This is a genomic window from Streptomyces sp. NRRL S-455, from assembly GCF_000717875.1.
In the GTDB taxonomy this organism is placed as follows: Bacteria; Actinomycetota; Actinomycetes; order Streptomycetales; family Streptomycetaceae; genus Streptomyces.
The window spans coordinates 123497-136163 of record NZ_JOCT01000007.1 but is presented as its reverse complement, the minus strand read 5'-3'; the positions used below and the strand labels follow the sequence as shown (position 1 = coordinate 136163).

Sequence of the window (12667 nt, the reverse complement as noted above, 5' to 3'; positions counted from 1 at the left end):
TCATAGCCGGTTCCGCGATGGCCTGGAGGCCTCATGCCCCGTCCGACCAGCGACGTGCAAGCATTCGAAGCCCACGCACCTGACGCCGACCTCGACGATCTGCGCGCGCGACTGGCCGCGGCGCGACTACCGGAGGCTGAGACGGTCCCTCGCGCCGCGCCCGGCCCTCGCCGCTGGGAACAGGGCGTTCCTCTCGTCGACCTCGTCGAAGTCGTGAACTACTGGCGCGACGGGTACAAGTGGCGGTCGTTCGAAGAGCGCCTCAACCGTGTCGGCCAGTTCCGTACGACCATTGATGGTCTGGGAATTCACTTCCTGCACCGCCGATCCGCGCGCGCGGATGCCACTCCCCTGGTCTTGACGCACGGCTGGCCGGGCAGCATTGCCGAGTTCATCGATGTGGTGGACGAGCTGGCGGATCCGAAAGACGCGGACGCGCCGGCGTTCCACGTCGTGGCCCCGTCGCTTCCGGGTTTTGGCTACAGCGACAAGCCGACCGCCACCGGGTGGGGAACCGAGAAGATCGCGGCCGCATGGGTGGAGCTGATGGAAAGGCTCGGCTACAGCAAGTTCGTGGCCCAGGGCGGCGACTGGGGAGGCAATATCACCACGGTCCTCGGCGGCAGGTTCCCGGAACACGTTCTCGGTATCCACACCACGTTCGCGGAGGCGCCGCCCGGGTTGACGACGGACGGGCTGACGGCGGTCGAGCGCAGGTGGACCGAGGAAACCCGCGACTTCTGGCGCCACCGCGCGGCGTACGCGAAGCAGCAGGCGACCCGACCGCAGACCATCGGCTACTCGCTCGTCGACTCACCGGTCGGCCTTCTCGCCTGGATCCTCGACAAGTTCGCCGAGTGGTCGGACACCGAGGACAGCCCGTTCGAGACGATCTCCAGAGACCGCATTCTTGACAACGTCACCCTGTATTGGCTGACGCGGAGCGGCGCGTCGGCGGCCCGCATCTACTACGAGAGCCACAACTCGCTCGACCCGCGACTCCGGGTCGACGTCCCGTCAGCGATCACCATGTATCCCCGCGACATCGAGAAGTGTCCACGCCCCTGGGCACAGGAGCGGTACCGGCAGATCGTCCGATGGAGGTCGCCCGAAAGCGGGGGGCATTTTCCGTCGCTGGAGGTTCCCGGGTATTTCGTCGACGATCTGCGAGAAGGCCTCGCGGCAGTGCTGGCCGCCCAGCCATCCGGCGATCGAATGATCGGCTGACAGGTTCTTCAAAAGTTCTTCATCGGTTCCGTCCTACGGTCGGCGTGCCCACCGGGTCGGCGGGCGGGTACGAGTGGAGAGCGGGAGAGCTGATGAGGGCGAATCGGACACTGCTGGCGGCGGCAGCGGCCATGATCACGGCCTTGGCGCTGACAGGCTGTGGCGGTGACGACGGCGGACCGGAGGTTCCCACGGCCGCGAGCGGCGGCGCGTCGTCCCAGGCGGCCGGCGGGTCCGGCGAGCAGAGCGGCGACGACGAGGTGGCCGCGTATGTGAAGGCCCAGCGCGTCTATGTGAAGTGCCTTCGGGACAACGGGTTCGACGCGCCGGACCCGGACGCGCAGGGGAACATCGACTTCGGCAGCGGCGACGCCCGGGTGGCCCTGAAGAAGGACCCGAAGTTCAGGGCGGCCACGGAGAAGTGCGCCAAGTACCAGACAGCCGTTCCCGAGGGCGTCGAGAAGGGCAGTCAGAAGCTCACGCCCGAGCAGATCGAGGTGAAGCGCGAGTACGCCGACTGCATGCAGAAGAACGGCGCCTCCGACTTCCCCGACCCCGGTCCCGACGGGCTCGGCCAGGGGGAATGGGACCAGAGTTCGGCCGGCGCCAAGCGGGCCATCCGGATCTGCGGGCCGATCGTCGGCGTTCCGGAGAACGCGGGACCCGGCAAGGGCTGATCATGACGGAGACGGTGACACACGTCGATGACGAGCCCGGCGCGGCTCCGGCGCCGCCGAGTGGCAGACGGGGGCGGCGTACGGCGCTGATCGTCACGGCCGTGGTCGTCGTGGCGGCGGTCGCCGTGATCGGCGCCCTGGGGCTCGGCGGCGGGCAGGACGAGGGTCCGAGCGCACCGCCGCGGGCCGGTTCGCTGGTCCCGGTCACCCGGGCCACCCTGACCGAACGCACCCAGGTGGACGGGCGGTTGGGATACGGCACGGAGATACCGCTTCCGGTGAAGGCGACGGGGACCGTGACCTGGCTGCCGGAGCCGGGGACGACGGCTGAGCGCGGTGACACGTTGCTGCGTGTCGACGACCGGCCGGTGGTGCTGTTGTACGGGTCGCTGCCCATGTACCGGGACCTGGGGGTGGCCGTCCCCGCGTCCGGGCAGGGGCAGGAGAGCGGCCAGGAAAGCGGCCAGGCGGACGGTCGGCAGGGAGGCGGTCAGCAGGCCGGGCAGGAGTCGGGTGCCGCCGGCGGCAAGAGCGCCGCTCCTTCCGGGGCGCCGGCGGCGGGAGGCGGCGGTGGCGGAGAGGGCGACACCCGGGCCGCCGCTCCCAGGGAGCTGAAGGGCATGGACGTCCTGCAGTTCGAGACCAACCTGGCCGCGCTCGGCTACACCGGCTTCACCGTGGACGAGAGGTTCACCGCCCGTACCGCCGACGCGGTCAAGCGCTGGCAGAAGTCGCTCGGACTGCCCCGGACCGGCACGGTCGGCGTCGGGGACGTCATCTACTCGGCCGGCAGGATCCGGATCGGCCACCCGGGCGTCCGGCCCGGCGCCGCCGTCGGCGAGAACACCCTCACCTACACCGGCTCGGCCAGGAAGGTCGTCGTCGACGCCTCGGCCGCCGACGCCTCCTGGGCCGTACGCGGCACCGCCGTGCGGGTACGGCTGCCCGACGGCAGGTCCGTGGACGGGCGGGTGGCGTCGGTGGGGAAGGAGGCGACGGCACCCGAGGGGGGCGGTGAGGGCGGCTCCGGACAGGGAGCCGCGACCGTGCCGGTGACCGTCACCATCAAGGACCAGAAGTCCCTGGGGCGGCTGGAGAGCGGGCCCGTCACCGTCGAGTACGTGGGACGGAAGGCGGAGGACGTGTTCACGGTGCCGGTCGCCGCGCTGGTGGCGCTCGCGGAGGGCGGCTACGGCCTGGAGACGGCCAAAGGCACGTTCCTGGCGGTGAAGACCGGGCTGTTCGCGGACGGGAGGGTGGAAGTGAGTGGCACCGCCGTCCGTGAGGGTATGAAGGTGAGGATTCCGGAGTGAGTGGCGGGTCTGCCCCGGTCGTGGAGTTCGACGCGGTCTCCAAGACGTATCCGGGGGGAGTGACGGCGGTCCACGAGGTGACGTTCCGGATCGGGCGCGGGGAGCTGGTCGGTGTGGTCGGTCCGTCCGGCTCCGGCAAGTCCAGCATGCTCAATCTGATGGGCAGCCTCGACCGGCCCTCGTCGGGCCGTGTCCTGATCGACGGGCATGACGTGGCGAAGCTGTCCGACCGCGAGGTCTCCGCACTGCGGGCCACCCGGATCGGTTTCGTCTTCCAGCAGTTCCATCTGGCGGTGGGTGTCCCGGTCCTGGACTCCGTCGCGGACGGCCTGCTGTACGCGGGTGTGCCGCTCCGGCGCCGCCGCGCCGAGGCCGCGGACGCACTGGCCCGGGTGGGTCTCAGTCATCGTGTCCGTCATCTGCCGCACCAGCTCTCCGGCGGCGAGCGGCAACGGGTCGCGGTCGCCCGCGCGGTGATCGGGGAGCCATCCGTCCTGCTGGCGGACGAACCGACGGGGAACCTCGACTCGGCCTCGGGTGCCGCCGTGCTCGGCCTGCTGCGTGACCTGCACGCGTCCGGCACCACGGTGGTGATCATCACCCATGACCGTGAGATCGCGGCCGGGCTCCCGCGCCGCATGGAGATGCGCGACGGGCGCCTGATCAGCGACACGGACCGGGCCGCGACGATCGGGGCGCCCCGGTGAGGAAGACCAGGGTCACCAGCCGGACGGAACTGCGGGCCGCGCGGCTCGGACCCGCCGATGTCGTACGGCTCGGCGGTACCGGGCTGCGGACCCGGCCCCTGCGCGTCTTCCTCTCGGCGCTCGGCATCGCCATCGGCGTCGCCGCGATGATCGCCGTGGTCGGCATCTCGGGCTCCGGGCAGGCGGAGGTGAACCGCCGGCTCGACGCGCTCGGGACCAATCTGCTGCGGGTCGCCCCCGGCGAGTCGCTGACGGGCGAACAGGCCAGACTGCCGTCCGAGGCCGTCGCGATGATCCGCCGCATCCCGCCCGTCCAGCAGGTGGCCGCGACCGGGGCGACCGGGGCGAACGTCTACCGCAACGAGCACATCGCCATCGGCCGCACCGGCTCCCTGAGCGTCCTCGCGGCCGGCACCGGCATGCTGCCCGCGGTCGGTGGCCGGATCCGCGAGGGCCGTTGGCTGGACGCCGCCACCGAGCGGTACCCGGCGGTCGTCCTCGGTGCCACGGCCGCCCAGCGGCTCGACGTGTACCGACCGGGGACCCGGTTGTGGCTGGGCGGCCGCTGGTTCTCGGTGGTCGGCGTCCTCGATCCGGTACCGCTCGCGCCGGAACTCGACAGCGCCGCCCTGGTCGGCTGGCCGGCGGCACGGACGTACCTCCGCTTCGACGGCCATCCCTCCACCGTCTACGTCCGGGCGGAGGACAGCCAGGTCGCGGCGGTCCGCGGGGTCCTGGCCGCCACGGCGCATCCGGAGAAACCGGGCGAGGTGAGGGTCTCCCGGCCGTCCGACGCGCTCGCGGCCCGTGAGGCCACCGAGTCGGCGCTGACCGGGCTGCTGCTGGGCCTGGGAGGAGTCGCGCTGCTCGTCGGTGGCGTGGGCGTCGGCAACACCATGGTCATCTCGGTGCTGGAACGGCGTCCGGAGATCGGTCTGCGCCGCGCGCTCGGGGCCACCCGGGGCCAGATCCGCGGCCAGTTCGTGATGGAGTCGCTGCTGCTGTCGCTCATCGGCGGTCTCGCGGGGACCGTGCTCGGGACGCTGATCACGTCGGGGTACGCCGTCAGCCGCGACTGGCCGACGGTGGTGCCGATGTGGGCCAGCGCGGCGGGCATCGGCACCACCCTGGTCATCGGGGCGGTCGCCGGGCTATATCCGGCGGTGCGGGCCAGCAGGCTGGCGCCGACCGAGGCGCTGTCCGGAACATGAGGAACAGGGGCGGTCCCGGCCGGAACCGCCCCTGTGGCTGCGACTACGTCAACGGGCCTCGCCCGCCGGGTAGCGCTAGAAACCGCAGTGGATGAGGCTGCCACCGTCGCTCAGCAGGTCGTCACGGACCCAGCCGGACACACCGGTGGAGTCGTTGCGCAGGTACGTCCAGGTGTTGCCGTCGTTGCCCACCGTGTAGCAGTGGTAGTCGAGCCGGTGGGTGTTGTAGGCGATGCCGTTGGCGGCGCAGCTGGTGCTGGAGCCGCTGCGCTGGTTGGCGCCGTTGGCCGTCCGGTTCCAGGAGCTGTTGTCCTGGTCCGACGCGGTCCTGCCGCAAGGGGCGTGCGCCGCTGCCGGGGTGGCCAGCGACAGCGGAAGGGCCACGGCTACCGCCGCGACAGCGGGAACGAGAGCTGCGATTGTTCGCTTCATTCGGATCCCCCAGTGTTTTGTGGTCGGCTGCGCTCAGGAGCCGGATGGCACCTGTGGGAGAGCAGCACCCCCTGCATCAACCGGGATGCGAGGGGCGTAAGAACAATCGCCGTCGAAACGGACTGAAGAAATGATTCCGTAACTGATTGGCGGTTTTTGATTGCTGAGCGACAAAAAGCTTTCTGAACGGAAATGCGCCATTCCGGGGTGCTGTGTCTGGTGTCGCCCTCTTGCGGTGGCCGAAGATGCTGGTTCCGTCAACCGTCACGAAACAGATGGGATGCGATGAGTTTCCGGCTCAGGGTGCTCGGCCTGCTGATGCTGGTCGCGATGGCGGCCACCGCCGCCACCGCCTGGCTGACGCTCCGCCAGGCCAATCGCCAGGTGCAGGAGACCGTCACGGCGGGCCGCCAGGAGGTCTCCAGGATCACCGGTGAGCTCCGTGCGTACGGCTACGCCCACGGCACCTGGGACGGCCTGTCCCCCACGGTGGCCCGGTTGGCGCGCGACACCGGTCAGCGGATCCGGGTCACCACGGAGGCCGGCGTCCTGCTCGCCGACTCCGACGCCCTCGCCGGCCGTACTCCCCGGGCCCTGGGAAACCAGCCCGCGGTCCTGGTCGACCCGCGCCCCGTCCTGCGCTTCCCCGCGGGTCAGGTACGGAGGCTCTCGGCCAAGCAGGCCCTCAAGGCGATCGCCGACTACCGCGCCACTACGGCGTACGCGGCGTGCCTGACCCGGGCGGGCGCCCAGGTGACGGCCCGGCCGGACGCCGTCGGCGTCCCCCGGGTGGCAGGCGACCGCCGGCACCCGCAGTGCGCGAGGCGGGACGGCGCCCCGGATCCGCCGACCCGGCAGGACCACGCCGCCGCCCTGCCGTGCGTGTCCGAGGAGCGGTTCACCAGCTGTCTGCAAAGGGTGTTCAACGAGCGGGTCGGCTCCGCCGCCCCGCCGCGCCTGGAGGTACGCCTCGGGTTCCGCGACGAGTCCCCGCCCGTGCTGGCCGCCGCGCCGACCGTGGCTGTGGCCGCCGGTGTCGCCCTCGCGGTCATCTTCGGCGCCCTCCTGCTGAGCAGGGCCGTACTCCGCCCCGTTCATGCCCTGACCCTCGCCGCACGGGGGCTGGGGGAGGGCGACCTGGGGCGGCGCGTCCCCGTGTCCGGCCGCGACGAGATCGCGCAGCTCGGCGGCGCCTTCAACCGTATGGCCGAGTCCATCCAGGCCGGTGAGGAGCGCCAGCGCCGCCTCACCAGTGACATCGCCCACGAGCTGCGCACACCGCTGGCCAATCTGCGGGGGTATCTGGAGGCGCTCCGGGACGGGGTCGTGGAACCGACCCCGGAACTGCTCGACTCACTCCACGAGGAGGCACTGCTGCAGCAGCGGATCGTGGATGATCTCCAGGACCTCGCTCTGGCTGAGGCCGGCGCGCTCACCTACCACCGCACCGAGGTCGAGCTGCGCGAGCTGCTGGAGACCGGCCGCCAGGCGCACCGCGCCCAGGCGGAGGCGGCGGGCGTCAGGCTGACACTGGAGGCGCCGCGGCCCGTGTCCGTGACCGCCGACCCGGACCGGCTGCGCCAGGTCGTCGGCAACCTGGTCGGAAACGCCCTGCGCGCCACGGCCCCCGGCGGCACCGTGACCCTGGCTCTGACAGCGGACCCGGAGCGGGCCGTCGTGGAGGTCCGCGACACCGGCAAGGGCATACCGCCGGAAGACCTGCCGCACCTCTTCGAGCGGTTCTGGCGGGCGGACGCGGCGCGGGGCCGTGCGACCGGCGGCAGCGGGCTGGGGCTGTCCATCGCCCGCCAGATCGTCACCGACCACGACGGGACCATCGAGGTGCGCAGCGCGGTGGGCGTGGGAACCACGTTCACGATCGCGCTGCCCGAACCCCGTGACCCCGCGTCACCTCAGGAGGGAGGGGAGGCCCCGTCCGCCAGGCGGTAACCGCGGCCGTACACGGTCTCCAGGTGGCGGGGCCGCCTCGGGTCCGCCTCCAGCTTCCGCCGGAGGTTCATCACGTGCGCGTCGACGGTCCGCTCCAGCACATCGCGGTCGAAGCCGAAGACACGCTCGATGATCTGCGCCCGGGTGAAGACCCGGCCCGGTTCCCGGGCGAGCGTCTCCAGGATGGAGAACTCCTTCGCGGTCAGCGCCACGGGCCGCCCCGCCACCCGGACCTCGAAGCGCGCGGTGTCCACCTCCACCTCGCCCACCCGCAGCACGGTGGGCTCCGCGGCACCGCCGGATCCTCTGGACCGGCGCAGCAACGCCCGTACCCGTGCGGTCAGTTCACGGGGGCTGTACGGCTTGGTGAGGTAGTCGTCGGCGCCCAGGTCCAAGCCGAGGAGCATGTCCTCCTCGGTGGTACGCGCGGTGAGAAGCAGAATCGGAACATCCGATTCGGCACGCAGAATGCGGCACACGTCCAGTCCGTCGACCAAGGGCAGCATCACATCGAGAACGATGAGATCCGGTTTCACGGAGCGGGCCCGTTCCAGCGCCGCGCGACCGTCGGCGACGACCTGCACCGCGTTTCCCTCCCGCTCCAGGTAGATCCGGATGAGTCGGGACTGTTTCTCGTCATCCTCGGCGACCAGAATTCGAGCGCTCAACGTCTCTCCCCCAGCAAGGCACCGCGCATCCGGAAACCGTAGTACAGAAGCGGAAAGTCATCGCCGGGTCCAACGGTCCTTGCACGTAAGCCAGTTGTTCCACGTCGAGCATGTCGGCCCGGTGTGGGATCCGTGTCCTCAACGCGTTCCTGTCGTTGGGCCATCCGGGTCACGGCCCGTCCAGGTCTACGGGGGGAGACAGGCGTGGAGGTCAGGGATGTGCATCATGCCTACCGTCGGCGGGTGGTCCTACGGGGGGTCGACCTGCGGCTCCGGGCGGGCACGCTGTGCGGGATCGTCGGGGAGAACGGCGCCGGCAAGTCCACGCTGCTGAAGGTCATGTCCGGCGAACTGCGGCCCGTGCGCGGCACCGTCCGTCACAGCGGCCGGTTCGGCTACTGCGCGCAGCGTGTGGTCGTCAACGACGCTCTGACGGTCCGGCAGCACCTGACGTTCTTCCAGACGGCCTACCGACTCCCCGACGTGCGGTACGCCGAGGAGATCATGGAGGTGCTGGGCTTCACCGGATACGCCGATGAGCGGGCCGGTGACCTCAGCGGCGGCACCCGGCAGAAGCTGAACGTGACGCTGGCGCTCATGCACGATCCGCAGGTGCTGCTGCTCGACGAGCCGTATCAGGGGTTCGACTGGGACACCTACCAGCGGTTCTGGGATCTGGCCGGGCGGCTGCGTGATGCCGGACGTTCGGTCCTGGTCGTCTCTCACCTGGCGTACGACACCGAACGCCTCGACGAACTGTGGCGCCTGGACGGCGGGCTGCTCCGCCCGGACGAGGCGGGGGCCGCCGCGTGAGGTTCCACCTGACCCGCTTCGCCGTCGCCACCCGGTTCACCCTCATCGAGCACGGCCGCAACCGGTTCGCCATGATCCTGGTGGGCCTGTTCGTCCCGGTGTGGACGACCCTCGCGTACCTGGCGATGCCCGACACCCCGGCCCGGATGCGCCTTCGCGCCACCGGAGAGGCGCTGGCGCCGCCCGGCAACGAACTGACCGAGATCAGCGGCGCGCTCAACGCCGTCACGCTGATCACCGGCTTCATGATGTTCGCCGCCACGTTCTCCGGCAGCGGCTTCGACCGCCGGCTGGCCATGGCCGGCTACCCCCGCGCCCACCTGGTCCTGGCCAAGGTCACCGCCTTGGCCCTGGTGTCGGCGGCGGTCGCCGCCTACGCCACCGCCGTCACCTGCCTGGCCTGGACACCCCGCCAACCCCTCCTGCTCGCCGCCGCGCTGTTCTGCGCCGGACTCACCTACGGCGCGCTCGGTGTCGGCTTCGGCTCCCTGCTGCGCCGGGAGGTCGAGGGCATGTTCGCCATCGTGATGACCAGCATCATCGACCTGGCGCTGCAGAACCCCATCAGCAGTTCCGGTGCCGACAACCCGGTCATGCGCTACCTGCCCTCCTACGGGGCGATGCAGGCCAGCACAGCGGCCGGATTCTCCACCACCCCGGTACCCGGCTACCTGGCCATCCAGCTCACCTGGTTCGCGGCGGCCGCGCTGGTGGCGCTGGTGGGCTTCTGCCGCAGCACCCGCAACTCCCTGCCGCCGGGCGCCCGGACGCCGCCCGGGCGAGGCAGCGGCAGGGCCGGCCTTCCCGCGCCGCGCCAGGCTGACGCGCTCTCCCCCGCAGCGTCCGAGACGGAAGCACACTGACTGGTCAAGTCGCCGCTGAAGCAGGTTGGTTCAGCGGTATCGCGTCCGCCCCGGCGGCCGGGGAGAATGATCGGCATGGCCACCTCCCCAACCTCTCGCGGCGCGCTGTCTCTCGCCGCCACCGTGCTCACCGCCACCATCGCCCTCTACATGGCACTGGTCGCCTTCGGGAACATCACCGACTTCGGCACCAACCAGCAGTTCGTCCGCCATGTTCTGGCCATGGACACCACGTTCAAGGACGAGGACCTGATGTGGCGGGCCATAACGAGCACGGGGCTGCAGGACACCGCCTACGTCCTGATCATCGTCTGGGAGACCGTCGCCGCGCTGGTCCTCATGTACGGGAGCTGGTTGTGGGTACGGCGTGATCAGGCGCGTGCCCGGCAGTTCTCCACGTACGGGCTGCTGATGGTGATGCTGCTGTTCGGCGCCGGGTTCATCGCGATAGGCGGTGAGTGGTTCTCGATGTGGCAGTCGAAGAGCTGGAACGGACTGGACGCCGCGACCCGGGTGTTCCTGTTCAGCGGGGTCGTGCTGATCGTCAACCAGCTGTCGGCCCCGCGTACGGAGCCGTCCGCTGGTTGAGCACGGTCACTTGACCACGGTCACGGTCGTACCGACCGTGCCGAACGCCCACAGCGCCGTGCCGTCCGCCTTCTTCATCCGGACCCCGCCCGTCCTGGCGCCGGAGTCGGCGGGCGGCGGCGAGGCGCCGTCGACCGCGTTGGAGAAGGCGATGGAGACGCCGGACTTCGCGGTGAAGTAGATGATGTGCTCGATCTGCACGCCGTCCGAGCCGGTCGTGCCCTCGTTGCGGGACGACACCGTGTAGGTGCCGGGGTCGGGGCTGACCGTGCCCGGCCACACCGTGAACGTACGACGGGCGGCCTCGCTCGCGTCGACCAGCCACACCCGCTTCTCGCCGAGGGAGTAGACGACGCGCCGGCCGGTGCCGGAGCCGTCGGGCACCCTGGCCGGGGCGGACGCGGTGGGGGCGGGCTGCTTGTCCGCCGAGGCCGTGCTCCTCGGCTTGGCCGAGGTGGCGGTGGGGTGCGGGCCCTTGTCGGCCTGCACGGCCAGGACCGTCACCGCGGCTATCGCTCCCACGGTCAGCCCGGTCACCCAGGCCCAGGAGGGAAGTCGGGCAGGCACGGGCACGCATCTCCTCAGTCACGGGACCCCGCACACACCGGGGTTCCGATCATCGTACTGCGCGCAGGCTGTTCCCCAGGAGGCTCAGCCGCCCTCGGCGGCGGTCTTCCGGACCGGGACCGGGCCGGTGCCGGCCCCGCGGACGGCGTGGCGCGGGGAGCGGACGGGGGCCGGGTAGGAGAGGTGCACGAGCCGGGTCTGTTCCTGCCGCATGTGCATGAGCGACTCGAGGATGTAGCCCACGAGCAGGACCAGCGCGGCGATCGTCATGATCGCGGCGGCGAGGATGGCCGTGGGGAGGCGGGGCACGGTGCCGGTGCGGACGAACTCGGCGATGACGGGGATGCCGAGGAGGACCGAGACGAGGGCCAGGACTCCGGCGATCACGGTGTGGACGAGGGAGGGGCGCTCGCGTCTCGCCAGGTCGAGGATGACCCGCAGGATGCGCCAGCCGTCCCGGTAGGTGCGCAGCTTGCTCTCGCCGCCGGCCGGTCGGACCCGGTAGTCGATGGGCACCTCCGCCGTCGGCAGGCGGAGGTGGAGGGCGTGGATCGTCATCTCGGTCTCGGTCTCGAACTCGCGGGCCAGGGCCGGGAAGGACTTCACGAAGCGCCGGGAGAAGACGCGGTAGCCGCTGAGCATGTCGGTCACGTCGTTGCCGAAGAGGGAGCGCACCGCCCCGGTGAGCACCCTGTTGCCGACCGCGTGTCCGGTCCGGTAGGCGCCGTCGTCCGTGACCCGGCGGGCGCCCACGACCTGGTCGTACGGTCCCTCGAAGAGCAGGTCGACGAGATCCCGGGCGCGGGAGGCGTCATAGGTGTCGTCGCCGTCGATGATGAGCAGGGCGTCGGCGTCGACGTCGGCGAAGGCGCGGCGGATGACGTTGCCCTTGCCCTTGCGGGTCTCCTGCCGGACGATCGCGCCCGCCTCCCGGGCGACCGCCACCGTGCGGTCGGTGGAGGCGTTGTCGTAGACGTAGACGACCGCTTCGGGGAGTGCCGCCCGCAGGTCGCGCACCACCTTGCCGACGGCCGCCTCCTCGTTGTGACACGGCACGACGCACGCGATCGTCGGGTCCACGGCCGCTCCTCACTCCGGCAAATTACTCATACGGTAGTAAATGATGCGATATGAGCGTGGCTGAGCGGCGAGGGCGCGCCGGGTCGTTACGCTCGCGGTGTGCCGGTCCTCGCATCTGTGACGCTGCGCGCGCGTGATGCCGTCAAGGCCATCTGGCGCGAGGCCGCCAAGTTCGGAGTCGTCGGGGCGCTGGCCTTCGTCGTGGACAACGGCGGCTACAACCTGCTCGTCTTCGGCCTGCCCGGCGGTGTGGAGGGCGGGCCGATGGGCGCGTCGCCCGTTCAGGCGTCCGTCATCGCGACGACCGCGGCCGCGCTCTTCAGCTGGGCCGGGAACCGCTACTGGACCTACCGGCACCGGCACCGCGAGAAGGTGACCCGCGAGCTCGCCCTGTTCCTCGTCGCGAACGGGGTCGGGCTCGCCATCACCGCGGGGACGGTCTTCGCGTCCCGGCATCTGCTCGGGCTCGACTCTCCGCTCAGCGACAACACGGCCCGCATTTTCGGCTGGGTGCTCGCGACGCTGTTCCGCTTCTACGCCTACCGGCGTTACGTCTTCGTCGCACCGTGAG

14 protein-coding genes are annotated in these 12667 nt (G+C 70.9%); 10 read left to right on the top strand and 4 right to left on the bottom strand.

What is annotated here, in order from left to right; genetic code table 11:
* Positions 1–33 precede the first annotated feature (33 nt).
* From IE97_RS0112170 to IE97_RS0112150, 5 genes are all read left to right on the top strand, one after another.
* Entirely contained in the window at positions 34–1227 is a 1194-nt protein-coding gene (locus IE97_RS0112170; RefSeq protein WP_030236628.1) for an epoxide hydrolase family protein, read from the top strand.
* A 92-nt stretch (positions 1228–1319) separates the two neighbouring features.
* Positions 1320–1904 carry a hypothetical protein gene (locus IE97_RS0112165; RefSeq protein WP_030236625.1) on the top strand — a complete coding sequence of 195 codons (585 nt, stop codon included), beginning with the start codon at positions 1320–1322 and terminating at the stop codon, positions 1902–1904.
* 2 nt (positions 1905–1906) lie between these two features.
* The gene (locus IE97_RS0112160) at positions 1907–3217 is read left to right on the top strand and encodes a peptidoglycan-binding domain-containing protein (protein WP_030236620.1); all 1311 of its coding nucleotides are present in this window, start codon (positions 1907–1909) and stop codon (positions 3215–3217) included.
* The gene (locus IE97_RS0112155; RefSeq protein ID WP_030236617.1) at positions 3214–3924 is read left to right on the top strand and encodes an ABC transporter ATP-binding protein; all 711 of its coding nucleotides are present in this window, start codon (positions 3214–3216) and stop codon (positions 3922–3924) included. Before IE97_RS0112160 ends, IE97_RS0112155 begins: the two co-directional genes overlap by 4 nt.
* A complete protein-coding gene (locus tag IE97_RS0112150) occupies positions 3921–5135 on the top strand; it encodes an ABC transporter permease (RefSeq protein ID WP_078603188.1) in 1215 nt (404 codons plus the stop codon). The genes IE97_RS0112155 and IE97_RS0112150 overlap by 4 nt, the downstream gene beginning before the upstream one ends.
* Positions 5136–5210: 75 nt before the next feature.
* Here the strand turns inward: IE97_RS0112150 and IE97_RS0112145 are convergent, their stop codons facing one another.
* A complete protein-coding gene (locus tag IE97_RS0112145; protein ID WP_030236587.1) occupies positions 5211–5567 on the bottom strand; it encodes a hypothetical protein in 357 nt (118 codons plus the stop codon).
* 285 nt (positions 5568–5852) lie between these two features.
* On the opposite strand from IE97_RS0112145, the gene IE97_RS0112140 reads away from it, so the two are divergent.
* Positions 5853–7517, top strand: coding sequence for a sensor histidine kinase (locus IE97_RS0112140; protein WP_030236584.1), 1665 nt, complete (start codon positions 5853–5855; stop codon positions 7515–7517).
* Here the strand turns inward: IE97_RS0112140 and IE97_RS0112135 are convergent.
* Positions 7481–8185 carry a response regulator transcription factor gene (locus tag IE97_RS0112135; RefSeq protein WP_030236581.1) on the bottom strand — a complete coding sequence of 235 codons (705 nt, stop codon included), beginning with the start codon at positions 8183–8185 and terminating at the stop codon, positions 7481–7483. The genes IE97_RS0112140 and IE97_RS0112135 overlap by 37 nt on opposite strands.
* Positions 8186–8389: 204 nt before the next feature.
* Here IE97_RS0112135 and IE97_RS0112130 point away from each other — a divergent pair, with 204 nt between their 5' ends.
* The 3 genes from IE97_RS0112130 to IE97_RS0112120 all read left to right on the top strand — a co-directional run bounded on the left by IE97_RS0112130 (position 8390) and on the right by IE97_RS0112120 (position 10449).
* Positions 8390–8998 carry an ATP-binding cassette domain-containing protein gene (locus tag IE97_RS0112130; RefSeq protein WP_030236578.1) on the top strand — a complete coding sequence of 203 codons (609 nt, stop codon included), beginning with the start codon at positions 8390–8392 and terminating at the stop codon, positions 8996–8998.
* On the top strand, positions 8995–9861 hold the full coding sequence (locus IE97_RS0112125) for an ABC transporter permease (protein ID WP_030236576.1): 867 nt from the start codon (positions 8995–8997) through the stop codon (positions 9859–9861). Before IE97_RS0112130 ends, IE97_RS0112125 begins: the two co-directional genes overlap by 4 nt.
* A 75-nt stretch (positions 9862–9936) precedes the next feature.
* Positions 9937–10449, top strand: a complete 513-nt coding sequence (locus tag IE97_RS0112120; RefSeq protein ID WP_030236573.1) for a DUF2165 domain-containing protein — start codon at positions 9937–9939, stop codon at positions 10447–10449.
* A 6-nt stretch (positions 10450–10455) separates the two neighbouring features.
* On the opposite strand, the gene IE97_RS0112115 is transcribed toward IE97_RS0112120, so the two are convergent.
* Together IE97_RS0112115 and IE97_RS0112110 are read right to left on the bottom strand one after the other, a co-directional pair.
* The gene (locus tag IE97_RS0112115; RefSeq protein ID WP_037844240.1) at positions 10456–11022 is read right to left on the bottom strand and encodes a hypothetical protein; all 567 of its coding nucleotides are present in this window, start codon (positions 11020–11022) and stop codon (positions 10456–10458) included.
* 78 nt (positions 11023–11100) lie between these two features.
* Complete coding sequence (locus IE97_RS0112110; RefSeq protein ID WP_030236567.1) at positions 11101–12096, bottom strand: glycosyltransferase family 2 protein; 996 nt, start codon at positions 12094–12096, stop codon at positions 11101–11103.
* A gap of 99 nt (positions 12097–12195) precedes the next feature.
* On the opposite strand from IE97_RS0112110, the gene IE97_RS0112105 reads away from it, so the two are divergent.
* Positions 12196–12666, top strand: coding sequence for a GtrA family protein (locus IE97_RS0112105; RefSeq protein WP_030236565.1), 471 nt, complete (start codon positions 12196–12198; stop codon positions 12664–12666).
* The last annotated feature ends 1 nt before the right edge of the window (position 12667 follow it).